At 57.4% G+C, this 22,581-nt stretch carries 22 protein-coding genes; 5 read left to right on the top strand and 17 right to left on the bottom strand.

The window, feature by feature from the left end; all coding sequences use genetic code 11:
• Position 1 precedes the first annotated feature (1 nt).
• Positions 2-1,165, top strand: coding sequence for an acetyl-CoA C-acyltransferase FadA (fadA, locus tag D5067_RS01050; protein WP_119936293.1), 1,164 nt, complete (start codon positions 2-4; stop codon positions 1,163-1,165).
• Between the two features lie 160 nt (positions 1,166-1,325).
• On the opposite strand, the gene fre is transcribed toward fadA, so the two are convergent.
• Entirely contained in the window at positions 1,326-2,027 is a 702-nt protein-coding gene (gene fre, locus D5067_RS01045; protein WP_119936294.1) for an NAD(P)H-flavin reductase, read from the bottom strand.
• A gap of 30 nt (positions 2,028-2,057) precedes the next feature.
• Positions 2,058-3,563, bottom strand: a complete 1,506-nt coding sequence (gene ubiD / locus D5067_RS01040; protein ID WP_119936295.1) for a 4-hydroxy-3-polyprenylbenzoate decarboxylase — start codon at positions 3,561-3,563, stop codon at positions 2,058-2,060.
• Positions 3,564-3,733: 170 nt separating this feature from the next.
• On the opposite strand from ubiD, the gene rfaH reads away from it, so the two are divergent.
• Entirely contained in the window at positions 3,734-4,225 is a 492-nt protein-coding gene (rfaH, locus tag D5067_RS01035; protein WP_119936296.1) for a transcription/translation regulatory transformer protein RfaH, read from the top strand.
• Here rfaH and tatD read toward each other — a convergent pair.
• The 9 genes from tatD to udp all read right to left on the bottom strand — a co-directional run bounded on the left by tatD (position 4,222) and on the right by udp (position 12,132).
• Positions 4,222-5,004, bottom strand: coding sequence for a 3'-5' ssDNA/RNA exonuclease TatD (gene tatD, locus D5067_RS01030; RefSeq protein WP_119936297.1), 783 nt, complete (start codon positions 5,002-5,004; stop codon positions 4,222-4,224). The genes rfaH and tatD overlap by 4 nt on opposite strands.
• A 41-nt stretch (positions 5,005-5,045) precedes the next feature.
• A complete protein-coding gene (gene tatC / locus D5067_RS01025; RefSeq protein ID WP_119936298.1) occupies positions 5,046-5,816 on the bottom strand; it encodes a Sec-independent protein translocase subunit TatC in 771 nt (256 codons plus the stop codon).
• Between the two features lie 2 nt (positions 5,817-5,818).
• Positions 5,819-6,361 (bottom strand): Sec-independent protein translocase protein TatB, encoded by a 543-nt coding sequence (gene tatB / locus D5067_RS01020; protein ID WP_119936299.1) that lies wholly within the window; start codon positions 6,359-6,361, stop codon positions 5,819-5,821.
• 3 nt (positions 6,362-6,364) lie between these two features.
• On the bottom strand, positions 6,365-6,619 hold the full coding sequence (gene tatA, locus D5067_RS01015; RefSeq protein WP_119936300.1) for a Sec-independent protein translocase subunit TatA: 255 nt from the start codon (positions 6,617-6,619) through the stop codon (positions 6,365-6,367).
• Between the two features lie 76 nt (positions 6,620-6,695).
• The gene (gene ubiB, locus D5067_RS01010) at positions 6,696-8,336 is read right to left on the bottom strand and encodes a ubiquinone biosynthesis regulatory protein kinase UbiB (protein ID WP_119936301.1); all 1,641 of its coding nucleotides are present in this window, start codon (positions 8,334-8,336) and stop codon (positions 6,696-6,698) included.
• Positions 8,333-8,938, bottom strand: a complete 606-nt coding sequence (ubiJ, locus tag D5067_RS01005) for a ubiquinone biosynthesis protein UbiJ (RefSeq protein WP_119936302.1) — start codon at positions 8,936-8,938, stop codon at positions 8,333-8,335. The genes ubiB and ubiJ overlap by 4 nt, the downstream gene beginning before the upstream one ends.
• A 13-nt stretch (positions 8,939-8,951) precedes the next feature.
• Positions 8,952-9,707 (bottom strand): bifunctional demethylmenaquinone methyltransferase/2-methoxy-6-polyprenyl-1,4-benzoquinol methylase UbiE, encoded by a 756-nt coding sequence (ubiE, locus tag D5067_RS01000; RefSeq protein WP_119936303.1) that lies wholly within the window; start codon positions 9,705-9,707, stop codon positions 8,952-8,954.
• A 66-nt stretch (positions 9,708-9,773) separates the two neighbouring features.
• Complete coding sequence (gene rmuC / locus D5067_RS00995; protein ID WP_119936304.1) at positions 9,774-11,231, bottom strand: DNA recombination protein RmuC; 1,458 nt, start codon at positions 11,229-11,231, stop codon at positions 9,774-9,776.
• 139 nt (positions 11,232-11,370) lie between these two features.
• Positions 11,371-12,132: a uridine phosphorylase gene (gene udp, locus D5067_RS00990; protein ID WP_003860792.1), complete on the bottom strand. Its 762-nt coding sequence runs from the start codon at positions 12,130-12,132 to the stop codon at positions 11,371-11,373.
• Between the two features lie 260 nt (positions 12,133-12,392).
• Here udp and D5067_RS00985 point away from each other — a divergent pair, with 260 nt between their 5' ends.
• The gene (locus D5067_RS00985; RefSeq protein WP_119936305.1) at positions 12,393-13,199 is read left to right on the top strand and encodes a dienelactone hydrolase family protein; all 807 of its coding nucleotides are present in this window, start codon (positions 12,393-12,395) and stop codon (positions 13,197-13,199) included.
• 85 nt (positions 13,200-13,284) lie between these two features.
• On the opposite strand, the gene metE is transcribed toward D5067_RS00985, so the two are convergent.
• Positions 13,285-15,546 (bottom strand): 5-methyltetrahydropteroyltriglutamate--homocysteine S-methyltransferase, encoded by a 2,262-nt coding sequence (metE, locus tag D5067_RS00980; protein WP_119936306.1) that lies wholly within the window; start codon positions 15,544-15,546, stop codon positions 13,285-13,287.
• 116 nt (positions 15,547-15,662) lie between these two features.
• Here metE and metR point away from each other — a divergent pair, with 116 nt between their 5' ends.
• A complete protein-coding gene (gene metR, locus D5067_RS00975) occupies positions 15,663-16,616 on the top strand; it encodes an HTH-type transcriptional regulator MetR (RefSeq protein WP_119936307.1) in 954 nt (317 codons plus the stop codon).
• Here metR and D5067_RS00970 read toward each other — a convergent pair.
• From D5067_RS00970 to pldB, 3 genes are all read right to left on the bottom strand, one after another.
• Positions 16,504-17,403 (bottom strand): carboxylate/amino acid/amine transporter, encoded by a 900-nt coding sequence (locus D5067_RS00970; protein ID WP_119936308.1) that lies wholly within the window; start codon positions 17,401-17,403, stop codon positions 16,504-16,506. The genes metR and D5067_RS00970 overlap by 113 nt on opposite strands.
• Positions 17,404-17,485: 82 nt before the next feature.
• A complete protein-coding gene (gene yigL, locus D5067_RS00965; protein ID WP_119936309.1) occupies positions 17,486-18,286 on the bottom strand; it encodes a sugar/pyridoxal phosphate phosphatase YigL in 801 nt (266 codons plus the stop codon).
• A gap of 31 nt (positions 18,287-18,317) precedes the next feature.
• Positions 18,318-19,310, bottom strand: a complete 993-nt coding sequence (pldB, locus tag D5067_RS00960; RefSeq protein ID WP_119936310.1) for a lysophospholipase L2 — start codon at positions 19,308-19,310, stop codon at positions 18,318-18,320.
• Positions 19,311-19,419: 109 nt separating this feature from the next.
• On the opposite strand from pldB, the gene rhtB reads away from it, so the two are divergent.
• A complete protein-coding gene (gene rhtB, locus D5067_RS00955; protein WP_119936311.1) occupies positions 19,420-20,040 on the top strand; it encodes a homoserine/homoserine lactone efflux protein in 621 nt (206 codons plus the stop codon).
• Here rhtB and rhtC read toward each other — a convergent pair.
• Positions 20,037-20,657 carry a threonine export protein RhtC gene (rhtC, locus tag D5067_RS00950; RefSeq protein ID WP_006179256.1) on the bottom strand — a complete coding sequence of 207 codons (621 nt, stop codon included), beginning with the start codon at positions 20,655-20,657 and terminating at the stop codon, positions 20,037-20,039. The genes rhtB and rhtC overlap by 4 nt on opposite strands.
• A gap of 61 nt (positions 20,658-20,718) precedes the next feature.
• Positions 20,719-22,548 carry an ATP-dependent DNA helicase RecQ gene (gene recQ / locus D5067_RS00945; protein ID WP_119936312.1) on the bottom strand — a complete coding sequence of 610 codons (1,830 nt, stop codon included), beginning with the start codon at positions 22,546-22,548 and terminating at the stop codon, positions 20,719-20,721.
• Positions 22,549-22,581 lie beyond the last annotated feature (33 nt).

Raw genomic sequence — 22,581 nt, 5'->3', positions numbered from 1 at the left:
AATGGAAAAGGTTGTCATTGTTGATGCAATTCGCACCCCGATGGGCCGTTCAAAAGGCGGCGCGTTCCGTAACGTGCGCGCGGAAGACCTCTCCGCGCACCTGATGCGCAGCCTGCTGGCGCGTAACCCGTCGCTGGATCCCGCAGCGCTGGACGACATCTACTGGGGCTGCGTACAGCAAACCCTGGAGCAAGGGTTCAACATTGCCCGTAACGCGTCGCTGCTGGCGGAGATCCCGCACTCGGTTCCGGCCGTCACCGTTAACCGCCTGTGCGGTTCGTCGATGCAGGCGCTGCACGACGCGGCCCGCATGATCATGACCGGCGATGCGCAGGCCTGCCTGGTGGGCGGCGTTGAGCACATGGGTCACGTACCGATGAGCCATGGCGTCGATTTCCATCCGGGCATGAGCCGTAACGTAGCGAAAGCTGCGGGTATGATGGGCCTGACCGCTGAAATGCTCTCACGCATGCACGGTATTAGCCGTGAAATGCAGGATGCGTTTGCTGCGCGCTCTCACGCGCGCGCCTGGGCAGCCACCCAATCCGGTGCGTTTAAGAATGAGCTCATCCCCACCGGGGGTCACGACGCAGACGGCGTACTGAAGCAGTTCAGCTACGACGAAGTTATCCGTCCGGAAACCACGGTTGAAGCACTCTCCACGCTGCGCCCGGCGTTTGATCCGGTCACCGGTACGGTAACGGCAGGTACTTCGTCGGCGCTGTCAGACGGTGCTGCCGCCATGCTGGTGATGAGCGAAAGCCGCGCCCGCGAGCTGGGCTTAACCCCTCGCGCTCGGGTACGTTCGATGGCGGTCGTGGGCTGCGATCCTTCAATTATGGGTTACGGCCCGGTTCCGGCCTCGAAGCTGGCGCTGAAAAAAGCGGGATTAACCGCCAGCGACATCGACCTGTTCGAAATGAATGAAGCGTTCGCCGCGCAGATCCTGCCGTGCATTAAAGATCTGGGGCTAATGGAGCAGATCGACGAGAAGATTAACCTCAACGGCGGCGCTATCGCCCTCGGTCACCCGCTGGGCTGCTCCGGGGCGCGTATCAGCACCACGCTGATTAACCTGATGGAACGCAAAGATGCCCAGTTTGGTCTGGCAACCATGTGCATCGGGCTGGGTCAGGGGATCGCGACGGTGTTTGAGAGAGTATAAGGCTATAACGTAGGCCCGATAAGCATCGCGCCATCGGGCTTTTGCCGGGAGGCGCTGCGCTTTCCCGGCCTACGAGAGGTTCTCACCGCCACTGGCTTCACTGGCGAAGAGAGACAGTTTAGTTGCCGTTCTTCCCGCCTGTCAGGGGCGGGTTTTTTATTTAAATGAACGCAAACGCATCGCCGAAGAGACGGTCTTCACGCGCGTCACGTTCGTTACAGAACAGGTCGCGGGCAATCTTCGCCATTTCAAAACGGCCAGCGATATAAATATCGTGTCCGGCCAGCGTACCGTGATCCTGCAGCACTGCCGTCAATACCGTACCGCTACGCCCACGCCAGCCCTCTTCAGGCTGCTCGACAACCGGCTCAATGCGCAGGTTGGGATGGTTTACGCTCAGCGCTTCGAGTTCAGACAGATCGTACAGGTGTTTCTCTTCGCGGCCGCCCCAGTAGATAGTGATATCACGGTTCGGATTGCGTGCCAGCGCGGTCAGCAGAATAGAGCGAACGTAGGAGAAGCCCGTACCGCCGGCGATCAGGATAAGCGGGCGATCTTCGTCCTCGCGTAGCCAGGCCTCACCGTGTGGAATATCCACCACGATTTCTCGCTCTTTCAGGATGCGATCCATGACAGCCATCGCGTACAAGTTAAGCTCTGACGCACCGATATGAAGCTCAATAAACTCCTGCTCAGCTGGCGTTGAGGCCATAGAGAAAGGACGTTTATCACGCTCATCCATTACGACCATCAGGTACTGACCGGCGCGGAAAGAGAATGCCGATTCTGGCACTAAACGGACGCGATATACGGTGTCGGTAATGGCATCTACCGAGGTCACTTTACAGCTTAAGGTTGTCATTCGCTCTCTCTGTCGGGAAGTCTATAGGGCTTAACGGTCAGATTCAGGTTTACCGTTACTCATTATGGCCAGTTCGTCCCAGATCGCGTCAATTCGCGCGGTCACGGCAGGATCTTTTTTGATCGGGCGACCCCATTCACGGTCGGTTTCGCCAGGCCATTTATTTGTGGCATCCAGTCCCATTTTTGAGCCAAGCCCGGAAACCGGCGAGGCAAAATCCAGGTAATCAATCGGGGTGTTTTCCACTAACACCGTATCACGCGCCGGGTCCATACGCGTGGTAATGGCCCAGATAACGTCATTCCAGTCGCGGGCGTTAACGTCATCATCGCAGACGATAACAAACTTGGTGTACATAAACTGGCGCAGGAAGGACCATACGCCCATCATCACGCGTTTGGCGTGACCCGCATACTGCTTCTTCATCGTGACTACCGCCAGGCGATAAGAGCACCCTTCCGGCGGCAGATAGAAATCAACAATTTCCGGGAACTGTTTTTGTAAGATCGGCACAAACACTTCGTTTAACGCCACGCCCAGCACCGCCGGTTCATCCGGCGGACGGCCGGTATAGGTGGAGTGATAAATCGCATCTTCACGCTGGGTAATGTGCGTCACGGTGAACACCGGGAAGTTATCCACTTCGTTGTAATAACCCGTGTGGTCGCCGTAAGGCCCTTCGGGTGCCAGCTCCCCTTGTTCGATATAGCCTTCAAGGACAATCTCGGCGCTAGCCGGTACTTCCAGGTCATTGGAAATACACTTCACCACTTCCGTTTTGGTCCCGCGCAGCAGCCCTGCAAACGCATATTCGGATAGCGTATCGGGTACAGGCGTTACCGCACCCAGTATTGTGGCCGGATCGGCGCCCAACGCAACAGACACCGGGAAACGCTCGCCCGGATGTTCCGCACACCACTCCTGGAAATCAAGCGCCCCGCCGCGATGGGACAGCCAGCGCATGATGAGCTTGTTTTTACCAATCAGCTGCTGACGATAGATGCCGAGATTCTGACGCTCTTTGTGCGGACCGCGCGTCACGGTCAGGCCCCAGGTAATGAGCGGGGCGGCATCTTCAGGCCAGCACTGCATGATGGGAATTTTTGTCAGATCAACCGCATCGCCTTCCAGCACTTTCTGTTGGCACGGCGCGCCGCGCAGGCGTTTGGTTGGCATGTTCAACACCTGCTTAAACTGCGGCAGCTTGTCGAACAGGTCCCGGAAGCCCTTTGGCGGCTCCGGCTCTTTCAGGAAGGCCAGCAGCTTGCCTACCTCACGCAACGCCGTCACGTCTTCTTGCCCCATGCCCATTGCCACGCGACGCGGCGTGCCGAACAGGTTGCAAAGCACCGGCATGGAATAGCCTTTTGGGTTTTCAAACAGCAGAGCGGGGCCACCGGCACGCAGGGTGCGGTCAGCGATTTCTGTCATTTCCAGATAAGGATCAACAGATTGTGTAATGCGTTTGAGTTCGCCCTGCTTTTCCAGCAGCGCCAGGAAGTCGCGTAGATCGTGGTATTTCATGCAGTTAGTCATGGCCTCTCTGTAAGCGCTTTATTATACGGCGTAAGGCTGCGTGATGCTGTAATTTTGTTAAATTAGCGTGAACTTCCGCGACTTACTCTCTTTTCAGCCATTATAATCAACTTAGCGATCCCGCCAGGGTTTTGATATGCTTGCGCCCGGAAAAAAGGGAAAGAGTGATTATGCAGGCCTGGTATTTACTGTATTGCAAACGCGGGCAACTTCAGCGCGCGCAGGAACATCTTGAACGTCAGTCAGTCAATTGCCTGACGCCCGTGATTACGCTCGAAAAAATGCAGCGCGGGAAACGCACAACCGTCAGCGAACCTCTTTTCCCTAACTACCTGTTCGTTGAATTCGACCCGGAAGTGATCCACACCACGACCATCAGCGCCACCCGCGGCGTCAGCCATTTTGTGCGCTTCGGCACCAGCCCGGCCACGGTCCCCTCGACGGTTATCCATCAGCTGTCGATTTACCAGCAGCCCGAAGGCATCACCGACCCGGAAACCCCCTACTCGGGCGATAGCGTGGTGATCACGGAAGGGGCCTTTGAAGGCCTGCAGGCCATTTTCTCTGAACCTGATGGCGAAGCACGCTCTATGCTGCTGCTTAACCTGCTAAACAAGCAGGTGTTACAGAGCGTGAAAAACACCGACTTCCGCAAAGTTTAAAACACCACGCCAAACAGGCGGCGCGCGTTGTCATCCGTTTGCGCTGCCAGCCGCTGCGGATCTTCTCCACGCCAGTGCGCTACCCGCTCAACGATATGCCCCAGATACGCGGGTTCGTTACGCCGTGATTTCGGTTTAGGTTTCATGTCGCGCGGCAGCAGGTAGGGCGCATCGGTTTCAACCAGCAGGCGGTCAGCCGGTATCGCCGGCAGCAGGTCACGCAGCTCAAGCCCGCGTCTTTCATCGCACACCCAACCGGTAATGCCCAGATACATCCCGCGATTCAGGCAATCCAGCGCGTCCTGGCGAGACCCTGTAAAGCAGTGCAGCACGGCGCCCGGCAGTTTATCCAGCCATGGCTCCAGCAGGGTGAGAAAGCGAGCGTGCGCGTCGCGGCAGTGCATAAATACCGGCATCCCGAGTTCTGCCGCAAGCGCGAGCTGTGCGGTAAATGCCTTTTCCTGTTCTTCTGGCGTAGAAAAGTTGCGGTTGAAATCGAGGCCGCACTCGCCGATAGCCACCACCTCGGGCGTACTCGCCAGGCGATGCAACACCTCAGCGCTCTCCTGCGTCCACTGGCTGCTGTCGTGCGGGTGAACACCTGCGGTTGACCAGCAGTGGTCATAGCGCTGCGCCAGCAGCTGCGCCTGTTCGCTCTCGTGCAGGTTGGTTCCGGTCAGCAACAGCCCTTTCACCCCGGCAGCAAAGGCGCGCGCGACGACCTCATCACGGTCTGTTGCAAACTGCGAGCTGGTCAGATTAAGTCCGATATCAAACATGCGAATCCCCATATGACAACCGCCCTGACGGGCGGCTGGATTTACTCTTCTGTGGTCTTTTCAGACCCGTCTTCTTCATCTTCCTGCGGACGTCGTTTGCCCACGTAGAAGCGCGAGAAGAACACGCCGACTTCGAACAGGCAGTACATCGGTATCGCCAGCAAGGTTTGCGAGAAGACATCCGGCGGCGTCAGCAGCATGCCCACCACAAACGCGCCGACCAGGATATACGGGCGCTTCTTGCGGAGATCGTCAGGCGTGGTCACGCCCATCCAGCACAGCAGGACAATCGCCACCGGTACTTCGAACGCCACACCAAACGCCATGAACAGCGCCATGACGAAGCTGAGATAGCTGGCGATGTCTGTCGATACCTGAACCCCTTCCGGCGCGGTATGCGTCAGGAAGCCAAAGGCCAGGGGGAAGACAACGAAATAGGCAAACGCCATGCCGATATAGAACAGCAGCGAGCTGGAGACCAGCAGTGGGATCACAAGTTTGCGTTCATGCTTGTACAGCGCTGGCGCAACAAAGGCCCAGACCTGGTACAAAATCACCGGAGCTGACGCAATCAACGACACCCAAAACGTCAGCTTGATCGGGGTGAAAAACGGTGAGGCGACATCCGTTGCTATCATCGTTGCGCCCAGCGGCATCTGTTTAATCAGCGGCGCTGAGACCACCTGATAGATATCGTTGGCGAAATAGACCAGACACAGGAATATGAGGAAAACCGCAATAATGCAGTTTAACAGGCGCTTACGCAGCTCAATAAGGTGCGTAATAAGCGGTTGAGTATCATCTACTGCCATGTTTACGCTTTATCACTCGACGAGGGGGATGATTCGGAAACAGGCGCGGCGGGTTTTGCTTCAGCCGCTTTGACCACCGGCTCTTCTGACGGCACCTGCTTTTTCACTTCGGATTCCTGCGGCGTCTGTTCTGGCGCGGCGGCCTGATGCTCGGCGCTGGAAGGTGTGATACCTTCGCGCTGCTCTTCGCTGCCCTTCACCACCGGGTTATGGATGGTGTTCGCTTCATCACTGGCCTTTTCAGGATCGTTGACGCTGTATGAACGCTTCATGGATTCCGCCGCTTCGCGCAGCTCATCCATAGAGGCTTTCAGCTCCGGCGTCAGGTTCTCCATGCTCGCCTTCTCAACCTTTTTCAGGCTGTCCTGGAATTCCTGGAGCTTAAGCTCCTGTGCCAGTTCGTTTTGTACGGTGGATGCCAGAGAGCGAAGCGCTCGCACCCAACCCGCGACGGTTTTAACCGCAACAGGTAAACGCTGCGGCCCCAGCACAATCAGGCCAATCACGAAGACCAGCAGCAGTTCACCAAAACCAATGTCGAACACGAATTACACCTGCTCTTTATCGTGGCGTTTAGCGTCTTCCTTTTTGGCGTCATCCTGCTTCTCAGCGATGGATTTAGCAGTAAAGTCAGCGTCCTGGCCGGTCTTATCCTGCTTACTTTCATCATCGCCCATGGCTTTCTTAAAGCCTTTGATAGATGCACCAAGGTCGGAACCGATAGAACCGAGTTTCTTCGTACCGAACAGCAGTACGACAATGACGGCAATGATCAACAGTTGCCAGATACTGATACCACCCATACAAAATCCTCAGTGATAGATGATTAATTAGTCAGGTCGCATTATACGTATGCAACCCGGCGATAGCGACGCAAAATCAGCGCGTTTTTCTCCAGCCAGCGAGCCAGACCACAGCCCCGCCGGCCATCAGCCAGGCAGGCATCAATTCCCATTCCGGCCGATTGATGAGTAACAGCGTACCGCTCAGCAACAGCGTCGCCCCAATGCCAAAGAGATAACGTGACTGCCCCTGGCGCGCGCGGCTGGTTTGCAGCTCGCGGGCGATTTTATCCATGCTGTGCTGAAGGTTCTTGCTCTGACGCAAACTGTCGTAAACCAGTTCAGGAATTTCAGGCATTTTTTCAATCCAGAACGGCGCTTTCTCTTTAAGAGAGCGAACCAGCGCTGGAATCCCAACCTGATCCTTAATCCAGGACTCAAGGAAAGGTTTCGCGGTTTTCCACAAGTCTAACTGAGGATAGAGCTGACGGCCTACGCCCTCAACGTAAAGTAATGTTTTCTGGAGTAAAACTAATTGCGGCTGCACTTCCATATTGAAGCGACGCGCCGTATTGAACAGGTTCAGCAACACGTGCCCGAAAGAGATCTCGGACAGGGGTTTTTCGAAAATAGGTTCACAAACGGTACGGATAGCAAACTCAAACTCTTCCACGTTGGTGTCCGGCGGAACCCAGCCGGAATCGACGTGCAGCTCGGCAACCTTGCGGTAGTCGCGGTTAAAGAAGGCGATAAAGTTCTCTGCGAGGTAGCGCTTATCTTCTTTGTTCAACGAGCCCACAATCCCGCAGTCGATACCGATGTATTTCGGATCTTCAGGATGCTCGTAGCTGACAAAAATATTACCCGGGTGCATATCCGCATGGAAAAAGCTGTCGCGGAAGACCTGAGTAAAGAAGACCTGCACACCGCGTTCGGCCAGCAGCTTCATGTTGGTGCCCTGCTTTTCCAGCGCAACCACATCCGATACCGGAATACCGTAGATACGCTCCATCACCATCATGTTCTGGCTGCAGTAGTCGGAGTAGACCTCTGGCACATAGAGCATCGGGCTGTCTTCGAAATTGCGGCGAAGCTGAATAGCGTTTGCCGATTCGCGCAGCAGGTTCAGCTCATCAATCAGCGTTTTCTCGTATTCGCGCACCACTTCCATCGGACGCAGGCGGCGGCCGTCAGGCAAGAGACGCGGCACCCAGCGAGCCAGACGATAAATCAGCTTCATGTCCGCTCTAATGATCGGCAGGATATCCGGACGAATGACCTTGATAACCACTTCTTTGCCGTTCTCTTTCAAACGCGCCGTGTGCACCTGGGCAATGGAGGCCGATGCCAGTGGCTGAATGTCAAAATCATCAAACCAGGTTTCAACCGGGATATTGCCCATCGCCTCTTCGATCTGCTTCTTCGCTCTCTCGCCATCAAAGGGAGCAACGCGGTCCTGCAGCATCGCCAGCTCATCGGCAATTTGCGGCGGGAAGAGGTCGCGGCGGGTGGAAAGCATCTGCCCAAACTTGATCCACACCGGCCCCAGCTCCTGCAGCGCAAGACGCAGACGTTCGCCTAAGACCTGATCTTTATGACGGTTTGGCATCCAGAACAGCGTGCGCCGCCAGATTCGAAGCGGCAGCGTGATACGCATTCTGGGGATAAGCTCGTCGAGCCCGTAGCTCAAAAAGGTGCGAACGATAAAATAGAGGCGCCGAATTTCACCAGGCGTCATTTGCCCTCCAGTTTTTCCAGCCGTTTGGTTAGTGCATCAACAGCACGTTCAACAGCCGCGGTTTCTTCCGCAAACCATGCCGCTTCCAGCGGCCCGGGCGCCATGCGCCACTCTTCGGTCAGCACTTCTGCCGCATAACGCTGCTGTCGCTGCAGGCTTTTACGCAGGAAAGCCGTACCGCCACGAAAGGCTTTACCCATCCCTTCGGCGGCGATATCGCCAATAAAAGGCGCGAGCAGTTCTGCCGGGTCAAACTCGGCAATATCGCTGAGCGCAACGAAGTTCTGCACAACCTGAATGTCACCTTCCACTTCCAGCTCACCGCTGCGGATAAGCGCCGTCAGCTGCTGGCGGTCACGCAGCTTCGGCAGCACGCTCAGGTGCGTAATGACCGAGCAATCAGCCTCGCCTTCCCACTCACCCAGAACGTCGAGCTGGCGTTCGCTGAAGACCAGTACGAGCGGCGTCGAGAACTCTTTTAAAACAATGCGCAGTACCTTTCCGTTGAGCCGCTGACGCGCTGCTTTTAACGCAGGCGCGCGGTACAGAAAGGCATTAAGTACATTCTCAATGCCTGCGGTGACTAAGGGCTTAAAGGGCACGTGACACCTCCACTCAGAACTTGTAACCGCGATGCAGCGCGACGACGCCCGCCGTCATGTTGAAGTATTCCACGTTCTCAAGGCCCGCATCCTGCATCATGGCTTTCAGGGTGTCCTGATCCGGGTGCATACGGATGGATTCCGCCAGGTAGCGGTAGCTCTCTGCATCGTTCGCCACTAATTCACCAATGCGCGGCAGAATGTGGAAGGAATAGGCATCGTAGGCTTTGCTCAGCGGATCGATAATCGGCTTCGAGAACTCAAGCACCAGCAGGCGTCCGCCCGGCTTCAGCACGCGGTACATGGAGCGCAGGGCTTTGTCTTTATCCGTGACGTTACGCAGGCCAAACGAAATAGTGATGCAGTCAAAGGTATTATCCGGGAACGGCAGCGCTTCGGCGTTAGCCTGCACGTATTCCACGTTGCCTACCACGCCGATGTTACGCAGTTTTTCGCGCCCCATTTTCAGCATGGAGTCGTTAATGTCTGCCAGCACAACGCGGCCCGTTTCGCCCACCAGACGGGAGAATTTCGCCGTCAGATCGCCCGTTCCGCCCGCTAAATCCAGCACGGTTTGTCCACGACGTACGCCGCTGCAGTCGATAGTGAAGCGTTTCCACAAGCGATGAATGCCGAATGACATCAGATCATTCATTACATCGTACTTCGCCGCCACGGAATGAAACACGTGGGCCACCATGTCAGCTTTCTGCGCTTTGGCAACAGTCTGAAAGCCAAAGTGCGTTGTGTCTTGTGAATCGTCAACCATCTCAGAGCCTGCTAATCAGTCAAATGTTGGTGAAGTGTATCAGATTGGACGCAATTGCCCTACGGTTCAACCACCGTGAAAGTAACGCGTCGGCTGTTCATCTGGCGATAAATCCGCCGCTAAACCGTTGTCTTCGCTGTGGGTATTTTGCTCATCGGCACCTTCTCGCAGACGGAACTCTTCATCCTGTGCAGTGGCTTGTTCAACCAATTCCGGATTAATCTCGCGTTTTACCTCTACGCCAAGGCTACGAAATGCCTCGGCCTGCGCCAGCAGATTGCCACGCCCGGAAGAGAGCTTTTTCATCGCCTGCCGGTAATTATCCTGCGCGCGGTCGAGACTTTGCCCAACCGAGGACATGTCGTCCACGAAGAGGCGCATTTTGTCGTACAGCTTGCTGGCGCGATCGGCAATCTGCTGAGCGTTGCGGCTCTGGTGCTCGTAACGCCACAGGTTGGCAATGGTTCGCAAGGCCACCAGCAGCGTCGTTGGGCTGACCAGCATAATGTTATTTTTCAACGCCTCGGTAATCAGTTCGGGCTGTCTGTCGAGCGCAAGCAGGAAGGCGGGCTCAACCGGGATAAACATCAGCACGTAGTCCAGGGATCGCAAGCCAGGCAGCTGCTGATAGTCCTTTCGGCCCAGCTGTCGAATATGGTTCCGCACGGAGGCGATGTGTTCCTGCAGCGCTGACTCCCTGGTGTAATCATCTTCCGCGTTGAAGTAGCGCTCGTAGGCCACCAGCGTCATTTTGGCGTCAATCACCACATCCTTGCCCTGCGGCAGCCGCACAATAACATCCGGCTGCATACGCGAGCGGGCATCGTTTTCGATGCTCACCTGCGTTTCGTATTCATACCCTTCGCGCAGGCCTGAAGCCTCCAGCACGCGGGTCAGGACCACTTCTCCCCAGTTGCCCTGGGCTTTGTTATCCCCCTTCAGCGCGCGCGTCAGGTTGACCGCTTCCTGCGCCATCTGTGCGTTTAGCTGCTGAAGATTGCGAATTTCATGTGCCAGGGTGTGACGCTCGCGCGCCTCCTGCCCAAAGCTGTCCTGCACCTGACGACGAAAGCCGTCCAGCTGCTCGCGCAGCGGCGTCAGAAGGCCATTCAGGCTCTGGCGGTTTTGCTCGTCAACGCGGCGGTTGCTGTGCTCAAAAATACGGTTCGCGAGGTTTTCAAACTGCTCGCTGAGGCGCTGCTCGCTGTTGATCATCTGGCGGATTTTGTCTTCCGCATGCAGCTGGGTGGCTTCGAGGCGGGTGGTGACTTCGCGGAGATCGGCCTCCAGCGAGGTGTTGATGTCGCGCAGGTTGCGCAGTTCGTTATTCAGCAGCTCGCACTCGTCGCGCCAGTGTGAGCTTTGAGCAAGCTGTTGTTTTGTCGCACTCAGCTCAGAGACGATCTCCTCACGCTCAGCCAGCTGTTCGGCTTTCATCTGCGCATGCTGGTAGCTGGAAATCAGCCAGCCAATTGCCAAACACACCAGCGCAATCACCGCGTAAACCAGGATTGAGATATCCACAATGCCCCCTGCATCAACGTATTACCCGCACAAAATAGAATTGTGCTGTATAAACGTCCAGTTTGAAAGGGTTTTCCTGCGAGGCACTACGCAAAAAATAAAGGCCGAACGCGTCGGCCTTGTGTCTCAGAAGAGAGGATTAGATCAGGCGACGAGCCGCTTCCACCACGATTTTCACCGCATGACTTTCAGTCTGCTTCATGGTTTCCGCGTTCGGGATCTCCTGCTGGGTACGGTTGACGATAACGCCCGCCACCATACCGGCACGCAGGCCCTGGCTTGCGCACATGGTCAGCAGCGTTGCAGATTCCATTTCGTAGTTCATTACGCCCATGGACTGCCACTCTTCCATTGAGCCTTTGAAGCGGCTTACCACGCGGCCTGAGAAGGTGTCGTAACGCTCCTGGCCCGGGTAGAAGGTATCAGAGGAGGCGGTGACGCCCACGTGAGTGGTTGCGCCCACGGATTTAGCGGCTTCAACCAGCGCGGTGGTGCATTCGAAATCAGCCACTGCCGGGAATTCCATCGGGGCAAAGTGCAGGCTTGCACCGTCCAGACGCACGGATGCGGTCGTCACCAGCACGTCGCCGACGTTGATGTGCGGCTGAATAGCGCCGGTAGTACCGATACGCAGGAAGGTACGAATGCCCAGCTGCGCCAGCTCTTCAACGGCAATTGAGGTAGACGGGCCACCGATACCGGTAGAGCACACGATCACCGCTTTGCCATCCAGCTCTGCGCGCCAGGTGGTGAATTCACGATGGGCTGCCAGCTTGACCGGCTTATCCATCAGCGCGGCGATCTTTTCCACACGCTCAGGATCGCCAGGGACGATAGCGAGCGTAGCCCCTTGTAAATCGTTTTTAGTGAGGCCGAGATGAAAAACATCAGACTTAGACATAGGGTGACTCCTCTGTGGGTCGGTTAGTCAGAAGAAGTAAAACGGTACTTTACAGAAGCGATACGCATAATTTCGTGATGCATCTCACCATGAATGAAAATGATTGCAGTTAATTTCCATAAAATAGTGATTCACATCACATTAACAAGTTAAATCGTGGAATGCTGCACAAAAGATAGACCCTCCAGGGCAATGTGGGTTGTTAACCTGGTGTCTATATTTACCTTTGCGCTAATTAACTCATTGGTACGGAGAATGCCATGAATGACAAAACCGGTTTTGCACCTGCTGCAGCCCCGCATGCTTCAACCATCGTCTCAACCCCTGAAGACGCCATTACCGCGGGTGAGACGTCCATCCCCTCTCAGGGGGAAAATATGCCTGCTTACCACGCGCGGCCAAAATCCGCAGACGGCGCGCTGCCCATCGTCATCGTGGTTCAGGAAATTTTCGGCGTTCACGAACATATTCGCGACCTCTGCCGCCGTCTGGCGCTGGAAGGATACCTGGCCGTTGCGCCCGAGCTCTATTTCCGTCAGGGCGATCCGAATGACTACAGCGATATCCCAACGCTGTTCAGTAATCTGGTGACAAAAGTGCCGGATGCGCAGGTGCTGGCCGACCTCGACCACGTTGCCAGCTGGGCAGCGCGCAATGGAGGCGACCCGCATCGTCTGATGGTGACCGGTTTCTGCTGGGGCGGACGCATTAGCTGGCTGTACGCCGCGCATAACCCGCAGCTGAAAGCGGCCGTGGCCTGGTACGGCAAGCTGGTGGGCGAAAAAACGCTGAATTCACCAAAGCAGCCTGTTGATATCGCAACGGATTTAACGGCCCCTGTATTAGGGCTGTATGGCGCTCAGGATACCAGCATTCCGCTTGATACCGTTGAGACCATGCGCCATGCGCTACGGGCGGCAAACGCGAAGGCAGAGATCGTGGTGTATCCGGAAGCCGGGCACGCGTTTAACGCCGATTATCGCCCGAGCTATCACGAAGAATCCGCCAAAGACGGCTGGCAGAGGATGCTGGACTGGTTTAGCCAGTACGGCGGGAAGAAAGCATAAAGAAAAAATCCCGGTGGCGGCTACGCCTTTCCGGGCCTACAGACGGGCCGGGTAAGCGATAGCGCCACCCGGCAATCCAGCAAAACTACGCCTGACGCAAATTCTGCGCCGCCTTCACCATGTTCGCCAGCGCCGCACGGGTTTCCGGCCAGCCGCGCGTTTTCAGGCCGCAGTCCGGGTTGACCCACAGACGCTCCGCCGGGATACGCTGGGCAGCCTTCTGCAACAGCGCCTCGATCCACTCCACGCTTGGCACGTTCGGCGAATGAATGTCATATACGCCCGGCCCGATTTCGTTCGGGTAGTCGAACTCTTCGAACGACTCCAGCAGCTCCATGTCCGATCGCGAGGTTTCGATGGTGATCACGTCCGCATCCAGCGCGGCAATCGAATCCATGATGTCGTTAAACTCGCAGTAGCACATGTGGGTGTGGATCTGGGTGTCGTCCTTTGCCACTGCGGCATTGATGCGGAAGGCTTCCACACCCCACTGCAGGTAGGCATCCCAGTCGCTACGGCGCAGCGGCAGGCCTTCGCGCAGCGCAGGTTCGTCAATCTGGATGATGCCAATGCCCGCCGCTTCCAGATCCGCCACTTCATCGCGCAGCGCCAGGGCAATCTGTTTGGCGATGGTTTCGCGGGTCACGTCTTCGCGCGGGAAGGACCAGCAGAGGATTGTTACAGGGCCGGTCAGCATGCCTTTTACCGGCTTGTCGGTCAGGGACTGAGCGTACTTCGCCCATTCAACCGTGATCGGTTCCGGACGGCTGACGTCACCAATGACCACCGGCGGCTTCACGCAGCGGGAGCCGTAGCTCTGCACCCAGCCGTTCTGGGTAAAGACGAACCCGTCCAGGTGTTCGCCGAAGTATTCCACCATGTCGTTACGCTCGGCCTCGCCGTGGACCAGCACGTCCAGGCCCAGGCGCTCCTGCTCGATAATCGCCTGCTTGATGTGTTCTGCAATGCCGGTGCGATAGTTATTGGCATCCAGATTGCCCTTTTTGAAGTCCAGACGCAGGCCGCGGATCTCCGTTGTCTGCGGGAAAGAGCCTATCGTCGTGGTCGGCCACGCGGGCAGGTTGAAGCGGGCGCGCTGGGCTTCAGCACGGACTTCATAGGCGCTCTGGCGCTGACTGTCCTGGGCGGTAATGGCCGCCAGACGTTTCTCTACCGCCGGGTTGTGTACGCGAGCCGAGTGGCGACGCGCCCGGATCGGCGCGCTCCATTCGGCAATCGCCGCCGTGTCTCCGCCGTTCAGCGCGTCGCGCAGCAGCGCCAGTTCCTCACATTTTTGCAGGGCGAAAGCAAACCAGCTTTTCACCTCCGCATCCAGGCGGGTTTCCACGCTCAGATCGATCGGGCTGTGCAGCAGGGAGCAGGACGAGGCTACCCACAGCTCACGTTTGCCGACGATGTCTTTAACTTGTGCGTATTTTTCGGTGAGATCGGCGCGCCAGACGTTACGGCCGTTAATCAGGCCGGCGGAAAGCAGCCAGTCCGCTGGCAAACGCTTGTGCAGCTCCGCCACATCATCTTTACCGTGAACCAGGTCAACGTGCAGGCCCTGCACAGGAAGCGCGGTGATAGTCTTGAGGTTCGGCGTCACGCCTTCGAAATAGGTGGTTAGCAGCAGCTTCACCTGACCGGTGAGCGCGTCATACGCTGGTTTAAAGGCATCGAGCCATTCCTGGGGCAGCTCGAGCACCAGCGCCGGTTCGTCGATTTGCACCCACTGAATGCCGCGTTTCCCCAGCTCAATCAGCACCTGCTTGTACACGGGCAGAATGTCGTTCAGCAGGCTGAGGCGGTCGAACTGTTCGCCTTTCACCTTGCCCAGCCACAGGTAGGTTACCGGCCCCAGCAGCACGGGCTTCACCTGGTGGCCCAGCGCCAGCGCTTCGTCTACTTCGTCCAGAAGCTGCGTCCAGGTCAGCCTGAACTGCTGACCTTTCACGAACTCCGGCACCATATAGTGATAGTTGGTGTTGAACCACTTGGTCATTTCCGCCGCTGCCGCAGGCTCACCCGTTGGCGCCCGGCCGCGGCCGATGCGGAACAGGGTATCGATATCTACCGATCCATCTTTGTTCTGATGACGAGCCGGCACGTTGCCAAGCAGCAGGCTGGTCGTCAGAACATGGTCGTACCAGGCGAAATCGCCTACCGGCAGCAGGTCAATCCCCGCCTGTTTTTGCTGGTCCCAGTGGCGGGCGCGCAGTTCGCGGCCTACGGCCAGCAGTTCATCACGGGTGGCGTTGCCTGCCCAGTAGCTTTCTTGCGCTTTTTTCAGCTCGCGACGCAGGCCAACGCGAGGGAAACCGAGAGTGTGATTGCGGATTGTCATGGTGTACCCCTTGTAGAAATTCGTTATTTAGACGTCCAGATGTTTACACATCTATAATTGGCAGGTACTGTATATTCCTCAAGCGCAATATGTTCATGGCGAAGTGAAGGACTTTCATGATCGAGATTAAACACCTGAAAACGTTACAAGCGTTGCGGAACTGCGGTTCTCTTGCGGCGGCCGCGGCCACGCTGCACCAGACCCAGTCTGCCCTTTCTCACCAGTTCAGCGATCTGGAACAACGCCTCGGCTTTCGACTTTTTGTGCGTAAGAGCCAGCCTCTGCGCCTTACGCCGCAGGGCGAGATCCTGCTGCAGCTGGCCAATCAGGTACTGCCGCAGATCGCCAGCGCGCTGCAGTCCTGCAACGAGCCGCAGCAAACCACTTTACGTATCGCTATTGAGTGCCACAGCTGTATTCAGTGGCTGACCCCCGCGCTTGAGAACTTCCGCCAGAAGTGGCCGCAGGTGGAGATGGACTTTAAATCCGGTGTGACCTTTGACCCGCAGCCGTCGCTTCAGCAGGGCGAGCTGGATCTTGTCATGACCTCGGACATTCTGCCGCGCAGCGGGCTGCACTATTCACCAATGTTTGATTTTGAAGTGCGCCTGGTGCTGGCCCCGGACCATCCGCTGGCGGCTAAAACGCGCATCACGCCGGAAGATTTAGCCACTGAAACGCTGCTAATTTATCCGGTGCAGCGCAGCCGTCTGGATATCTGGCGTCACTTCCTGCAGCCTGCGGGCATTAGCCCACAGCTGAAAAGCGTGGATAACACGTTGCTGTTGATTCAGATGGTGGCGGCCAGAATGGGCATCGCGGCGCTGCCGCACTGGGTGGTGGAGAGTTTTGAACGCCAGGGCCTGGTGGTGACCAAAACCCTGGGCGATGGGCTGTGGAGCCGGCTGTACTCCGCCGTGCGCGACGGCGAGCAGCGTCAGCCGGTGACGGATGCGTTTATTCGCTCAGCGCGGAACCACGCGTGCGACCATCTTCCGTTTGTGCGGAGCGCGGAGCGACCCAGCGGCGATGTACCCACAGCGAAGCCAGGATCACCGCTCCCCCAATAAGGAAGCTCGGCCAGTGCGGCTGCTCCTGCCAGATGGCAAGGTTAACCAGCAGCCCCGCAGGCACGTGCACGTTGTTCATGATCCCCAGCGTACCGGCGTCTACCTGCGTAGCGCCGTAGTTCCACATGAAGTATCCCAGCCCTGACGCCACCACGCCCAGCCAGACCAAAACGCTCCACTGCACGGTGGTGGTCGGCAGCTTCTGCGGGTTACCGAGCATAAACCACGCCGCCACGGCGACTATCGCCGCGCCCATATAAAACCACGCAAACGCGTTGTGCTGCGGCATCGGGCGGGTCTCCATCAGGCGCTTATAGCCAACCATGCCGATGGCAAAGCTGATGTTGGCGAGCTGGACGAACATCAGACCGGTCCAGAAGTGATCGCTCACCTTGTCGTAACGGATAATTGCCGCCCCCACCACCGCCAGCGCGGCGCTCAGCAGGTATCCCCAGCGCAGACGGCGCTTGCTGAGCAGATCGTATATCAGCGTGATATAGAGCGGCGTCAGTACGGTGAACAGCAGGAATTCCGAGACGGAAAGGTAGACGTAGGCCCGGAAGCTGAACAGGTACATGATGCCAAGCTGCATCGCGCCCACCAGCATATACAGCAGGATCGTTTTCAGCGATTGCCCGCGCGTGCGCAGGAACGGCAAGAACACCAGCGCCGCCAGCCCCACGCGCATCAGCACCGAGAAGTAGCTGTCGACCGAACCGGCAAGGTATTCGCCAATCAGGCTAAAGGAGAAGGCCCACAGGATGGTGGTGATAATGAGTAGCGCCACAATGCTTGTCTCTCAGAAAGAAGGACAGGCATTGTAGCGAACTCTTTAGTTGACAACTGAGCAATAAATAACCGAATGAAGATTATTCAAGGAACAGCTTGCGCAGATATTTCGGTACCGCATTGTCTGCGTTGGTGCCGATGACTTCCAGCTCCGGGTGCAGATCTTTCAGGCGCTGGTGCGCGTTTTCCATGATGCAGCCCTTGCCCGCCATGGAGAGCATCTCAGCATCGTTCATGCCGTCGCCAAAGGCGATGCAGTCTTTCAGCTCAAAGCCCAGGCGTTTCGCGACGGCTTCCAGCGCGTGACCTTTGGAGACGCCGCCGGCCATCACTTCCAGACAGGTCAGCGTGGAGAAGCTCACGTTCACGCGGTCGCCCCAGCGGGCGTTGATCGCCTGCTCCAGCGGCAGCAGTTCTTCATGGCTTTCGCAGGTGAAGAACACCTTGCTGATCCCCTCAGGCTCCAGCAGGCCCGGCTCGTACAGGGAGTAGTTAAATACCGCTTCCTTGAAGAAACGCATTTCGTCCGGGCGGTGGCGGTTCATAAACCAGTCGTCATCGCGGTAGACGTTAGTGACGATGTCCGGGTTGCCGTGCACCACGCCGAACAGATCGGCGGCGATGTCGCGATCCAGATTGTGGGTAAAGATCAGGTTGCCGTCGGTATCGTGCACGCGCGCCCCGTTAGAGGTGATCATGTACGATTTGATTTCCAGATTATCGCGGATCTGCCCCACGTCCACGTGGTGGCGACCGGTGGCAAACACGAAGTTCACGCCACGGGCAGTCAGGAGTTTTAAGGTCTCTTTCGCGTAAGGCGACAGGGTGTGGTCGGGGGAAAGCAGCGTGCCATCTAAGTCAGATGCAACAACCTGGTACATAGGGATTTCAACCTCTGGTGGAAAACAATAATCAGTTATGCCGGTCGAAAAACTCGACGATGGCGTTGAGCGCGACTGAGCGCATGGCGTCCTTTTCAAAAAGGATCTCATGGTACGCGCCGTTTATAACCAGCGGTTTACCCCCTTCGCAGGGGTGGCCGGCGGCAGCGCGAAGTTCACAATAGCGGTCATGCATGCGGTTATCTACCACACGCTCTTCTTCCGCCTGAATCAGGAGCGTCGGCGTGTCATCATCACCGACCCCGGCGAGCACCTGCTCACCGGCCAGAATGCCTTCCCGCACCCAGTGCCAGGTGGGGCCACCGACGCGCAGGCGAGGCTCATCGGCGTAAAAACGCAGGTTACGGCGATAGCGCTGCCGGCTGTGGGTCAGGACGTTGATGGCAAACGGCAGCGCGCGCCAGCGTCCTGTGCCGATGGCATAGCCTTCGCGAATGCGCTGATGGCCCTCAGCCCAGTCGAGAAGATGGCGTACCATCCAGTCCGGAAAACGTATAACGATGCCGTACATCGGCGCGGTGAGCGCAATGGCATCGCACTGGTGCTCGTGGCGCTGCAAAAACAGCGTGGAGATCGCCCCGCCCATTGAGTGGGCAAGTATATACCGCCTGCGCCACGGGCCGGGCTGCACTTCCTGCTGCCAGAATGCGGCCAGATCGTCGACGTAATCGCTGAAGTTATCCACGTGCCCGCGATGGGTGTCCGACAACATGCGTCCGGAAAGCCCCTGTCCGCGATGGTCGATAATCAGGACATCGAAGCCCAGATGGACCAGGTCATAGGCCAGCTCGGCATATTTGATGTAGCTTTCAATCCGCCCGGGGCAGACCACGATCACCCGATCGTTTTTCACATTGCGGAAACGAACGAAGCGTACCGGAATACCGCCGACGCCCGTAAATTCATCTTCCTCACGCTGCCGCCAGAAATCGGTCAGCGGCCCCATGGAGAAAGCAGCAAATGCGTTTTCTCGTGTTTCCCAGTCCTTTTTCTGCTGAAACATTGGGTTTCCACTCACGTAAGCCAAGGAATATCGTTTTTTCGTAACCGGTCACAAAATGACTCAACAATAGCGTATTGTGGCATAAAAATAGACGGTTCGGGAGTTTCAAATGACCTTCGAGTGGTGGTTCGCCTACCTGCTGACATCCATTATCCTCAGCCTTTCGCCTGGCTCTGGCGCAATCAATACCATGACCACCTCCATCAACCACGGCTATCGCGGCGCGGCAGCGTCCATTGCCGGTTTGCAGGCCGGGCTGGGCATTCATATCGTGCTGGTGGGGATTGGCCTTGGGACGCTGTTCTCGCGCTCGGTGCTGGCGTTTGAGGTGTTGAAGTGGGCCGGCGCAGCGTATTTAATTTGGCTGGGTATTCAGCAGTGGCGCGCCGCAGGGTCCCTCAACCTGAACACGCTCGCACAGACGCAAAACCGCGGGCATCTGTTTAAGCGCGCGGTGTTCGTGAACCTGACCAACCCGAAAAGCATCGTCTTCCTGGCCGCGCTGTTCCCGCAGTTTATCGTTCCGCATCAGCCGCAGGTGATGCAGTACGTGGTGCTCGGCGCGACCACCATTATCGTCGATATTATCGTGATGATTGGCTATGCGACGCTGGCGCAGCGGATTGCGGCGTGGATTAAAGGGCCTAAGCAGATGAAGGCCCTGAATAAAGTCTTTGGCTCGCTGTTTATGCTGGTTGGCGCGCTGCTTGCGTCAGCGCGTCATGCCTAGCGAGAGATGATGAGATGGATGCCGAAGCCGGCGAACAGCGCGCCGGCAAAGCCGTCGATCCACTTCGCGATGCGCTGGTAGCCACGGCGCATCGCCGGTAAGGCGAACAGGCTTGCCACCACGGTGAACCACGCAAACGTCTCAACGACGATCAGCAGGAAGATCCCCCAGCGCGCGCCCGCGCCGACGTTATCACCCACAAACAGCGAAAACACGGAGCCGAAATAGATAATCGCTTTCGGGTTCGCGAGGTTGGTCAGCAACCCTTTCACAAAGCTGCGCCCGCCCGTTGCCAGCTCCACCTTTGGCTCTTCCGGCTTTTTCTCTTCTTTCTTCAGCGCCCCGCGCAGCATCTGGTAGCCCATCCAGCACAGGTACAGGCCACCGCCGACCATAATGATGTTATGCAGCCAGGCCATCTTCGCCAGAATCAGGTTCAGGCCGAGCAGCGCGACCGCCGCCCACACCATCACGCCCATGGTGATACCGAGCACGCCCATCATCGCCTCTTTACGGGAGCGGCTGACGGCCGTTTGCGACACGAAGAAAAAGTCAGGGCCTGGGCTCATCAGCGCAACGATGTGCACTAACGCCACGGTGAGAAATAGCATTAACATAATTAGCTCGCGGGAAAATAATACAGTGAGTCACCATCCTGGCACTTTTTAGCCCGGCTGACTACTCCTCGTCATCACCATCGGCGTGAGAGCGGATGAGCGCCATAAACTCTTTACCGAAGCGCTCCAGCTTGCGCGTGCCGACGCCGTTGACGCTAAGCATCTCGCTGGCGCTGAGCGGCATCTGCTCGGCCATCTCAATCAGCGTCGCGTCGTTAAACACCACGTACGGCGGGATATTCTCTTCATCGGCAATGGCTTTACGCAGCTTGCGCAGTTTGGCAAACAGCTTGCGGTCATAGTTGCCGCCGTAGGATTTCTGCATCACGCGCGGCTTGAGGGCGATAACGCGCGGCACGGCGAGCTTCAGTTCAATTTCACCACGCAGAACGGGGCGCGCGGCCTCCGTAAGCTGAAGCGCGGAGTGCTGGGCAATATTTTGCGTGGCAAAGCCGAGGTGGATCAGCTGGCGAATAATACTTACCCAGTGCTCGTGGCTCTGCTCTTTACCGATGCCGTAAACCGGCAGCTTGTCGTGGCCCATGTCGCGGATACGCTGGTTGTTGGCACCGCGCAGAACTTCCACCACATAGCCCATCCCGAAGCGCTGGTTCACGCGGCCAATGGTCGAGAGCGCCTTACGCGCGTCCATCAGGCCATCGTACTGCTTCGGCGGGTCGAGGCAGATATCACAGTTGCCGCACGCCTCCTGACGCCCCTCGCCGAAATAGTTGAGCAGCACCAGACGGCGGCAGGTTTGCGCTTCGGCAAAGGCGCCCATCGCGTTGAGCTTGTGGCGTTCGATATCCTGCAGCTGCCCCTGAGGCTTCTCTTCCAGGCAGCGGCGCAGCCACGCCATGTCGGCCGGATCGTAAAACAGCATCGCTTCCGCAGGCAGGCCATCACGCCCGGCGCGGCCGGTTTCCTGATAGTAGGATTCGATATTGCGCGGGATGTCGAAGTGCACCACAAAGCGCACGTTGGGCTTGTTGATCCCCATTCCGAACGCCACCGTCGCGACCACGATCTGCAGGTCATCGCGCTGGAATTTCTCCTGCACGTCGGCGCGAATGTGGTTTTCTAACCCGGCATGATAGGCCGCGGCGCTAAAGCCACGGTTTTGCAGACGCGCGGCGGTATCTTCGACCTTCGCGCGGCTGTTGCAGTAGATGATGCCGGACTTGCCGCGCTGCTCCTGCACGTAGCGCAAAAGCTGATCCAGCGGCTTGAATTTTTCCATCAGCATATAGCGGATGTTCGGGCGGTCGAAGCTGCTGACCTGAATGTAGGGGTCATTCAGCCCCAGCAGGCGAACAATGTCCAGACGCGTCGTGTCGTCCGCCGTGGCGGTGAGCGCCATAAACGGCAGCTCGGGGAAGCGCTGACGCAGCTGGCCGAGGGCGGCATATTCCGGACGGAAATCATGCCCCCACTGGGAGATACAGTGCGCTTCATCCACCGCCAGCAGGACAGGGTTCCAGTGCGCGAGATGATCGAGGAAGTTATCCAGCATCAGGCGCTCGGGCGCGATATACAGCAGCCTAATCTGCCCGGTGCGGCAGCCGGCCATGACCTCCTGCTGCTGCTCGCGGGTTTGCGTCGAGTTAAGACAGGCCGCCGCCACGCCGTTGGCGAGCAGCTGGTCAACCTGGTCTTTCATCAGAGAAATAAGGGGCGACACCACGACCGTCAGGCCGTTAAGCACCAGCGCGGGCACCTGGTAGCAGAGCGATTTTCCGCCGCCGGTGGGCATCACCACCAGGCAATCTCGGCCTTCCAGCACCGTTTCAATGATGGTTTCCTGGCCAGGACGGAACTGCTGGTAGCCAAAGGTTTCCTGCAAAACCTGTTTAGCCAGCGATTCCTGATTCAATACTTCCGCCTGCGCCACGTTAACCCCATATGCCAGAAATGAAACAGGCGC

It is taken from the genome of Enterobacter huaxiensis (assembly GCF_003594935.2).
Lineage (GTDB): Bacteria > Pseudomonadota > Gammaproteobacteria > Enterobacterales > Enterobacteriaceae > Enterobacter > Enterobacter huaxiensis.
Note: the sequence above shows the minus strand (reverse complement) of the source record. Positions and strands in the feature narration are given on the sequence as shown.

What these genes read in the sequence shown, in the direction of transcription:
- ubiE (WP_119936303.1), bottom strand. Translation starts at nt 9,707, where the DNA reads ATGGTTGACGATTCACAAGACACAACGCACTTTGGCTTTCAGACTGTT.
- fadA (WP_119936293.1), top strand. Translation starts at nt 2, where the DNA reads ATGGAAAAGGTTGTCATTGTTGATGCAATTCGCACCCCGATGGGCCGT.
- yigL (WP_119936309.1), bottom strand. Translation starts at nt 18,286, where the DNA reads ATGTACCAGGTTGTTGCATCTGACTTAGATGGCACGCTGCTTTCCCCC.
- rhtC (WP_006179256.1), bottom strand. Translation starts at nt 20,657, where the DNA reads ATGTTAATGCTATTTCTCACCGTGGCGTTAGTGCACATCGTTGCGCTG.
- metR (WP_119936307.1), top strand. Translation starts at nt 15,663, where the DNA reads ATGATCGAGATTAAACACCTGAAAACGTTACAAGCGTTGCGGAACTGC.
- tatD (WP_119936297.1), bottom strand. Translation starts at nt 5,004, where the DNA reads ATGTTTGATATCGGACTTAATCTGACCAGCTCGCAGTTTGCAACAGAC.
- ubiD (WP_119936295.1), bottom strand. Translation starts at nt 3,563, where the DNA reads ATGACTAACTGCATGAAATACCACGATCTACGCGACTTCCTGGCGCTG.
- rfaH (WP_119936296.1), top strand. Translation starts at nt 3,734, where the DNA reads ATGCAGGCCTGGTATTTACTGTATTGCAAACGCGGGCAACTTCAGCGC.
- pldB (WP_119936310.1), bottom strand. Translation starts at nt 19,310, where the DNA reads ATGTTTCAGCAGAAAAAGGACTGGGAAACACGAGAAAACGCATTTGCT.
- tatA (WP_119936300.1), bottom strand. Translation starts at nt 6,619, where the DNA reads ATGGGTGGTATCAGTATCTGGCAACTGTTGATCATTGCCGTCATTGTC.
- rhtB (WP_119936311.1), top strand. Translation starts at nt 19,420, where the DNA reads ATGACCTTCGAGTGGTGGTTCGCCTACCTGCTGACATCCATTATCCTC.
- udp (WP_003860792.1), bottom strand. Translation starts at nt 12,132, where the DNA reads ATGTCTAAGTCTGATGTTTTTCATCTCGGCCTCACTAAAAACGATTTA.
- D5067_RS00985 (WP_119936305.1), top strand. Translation starts at nt 12,393, where the DNA reads ATGAATGACAAAACCGGTTTTGCACCTGCTGCAGCCCCGCATGCTTCA.
- tatC (WP_119936298.1), bottom strand. Translation starts at nt 5,816, where the DNA reads ATGGCAGTAGATGATACTCAACCGCTTATTACGCACCTTATTGAGCTG.
- ubiB (WP_119936301.1), bottom strand. Translation starts at nt 8,336, where the DNA reads ATGACGCCTGGTGAAATTCGGCGCCTCTATTTTATCGTTCGCACCTTT.
- metE (WP_119936306.1), bottom strand. Translation starts at nt 15,546, where the DNA reads ATGACAATCCGCAATCACACTCTCGGTTTCCCTCGCGTTGGCCTGCGT.
- fre (WP_119936294.1), bottom strand. Translation starts at nt 2,027, where the DNA reads ATGACAACCTTAAGCTGTAAAGTGACCTCGGTAGATGCCATTACCGAC.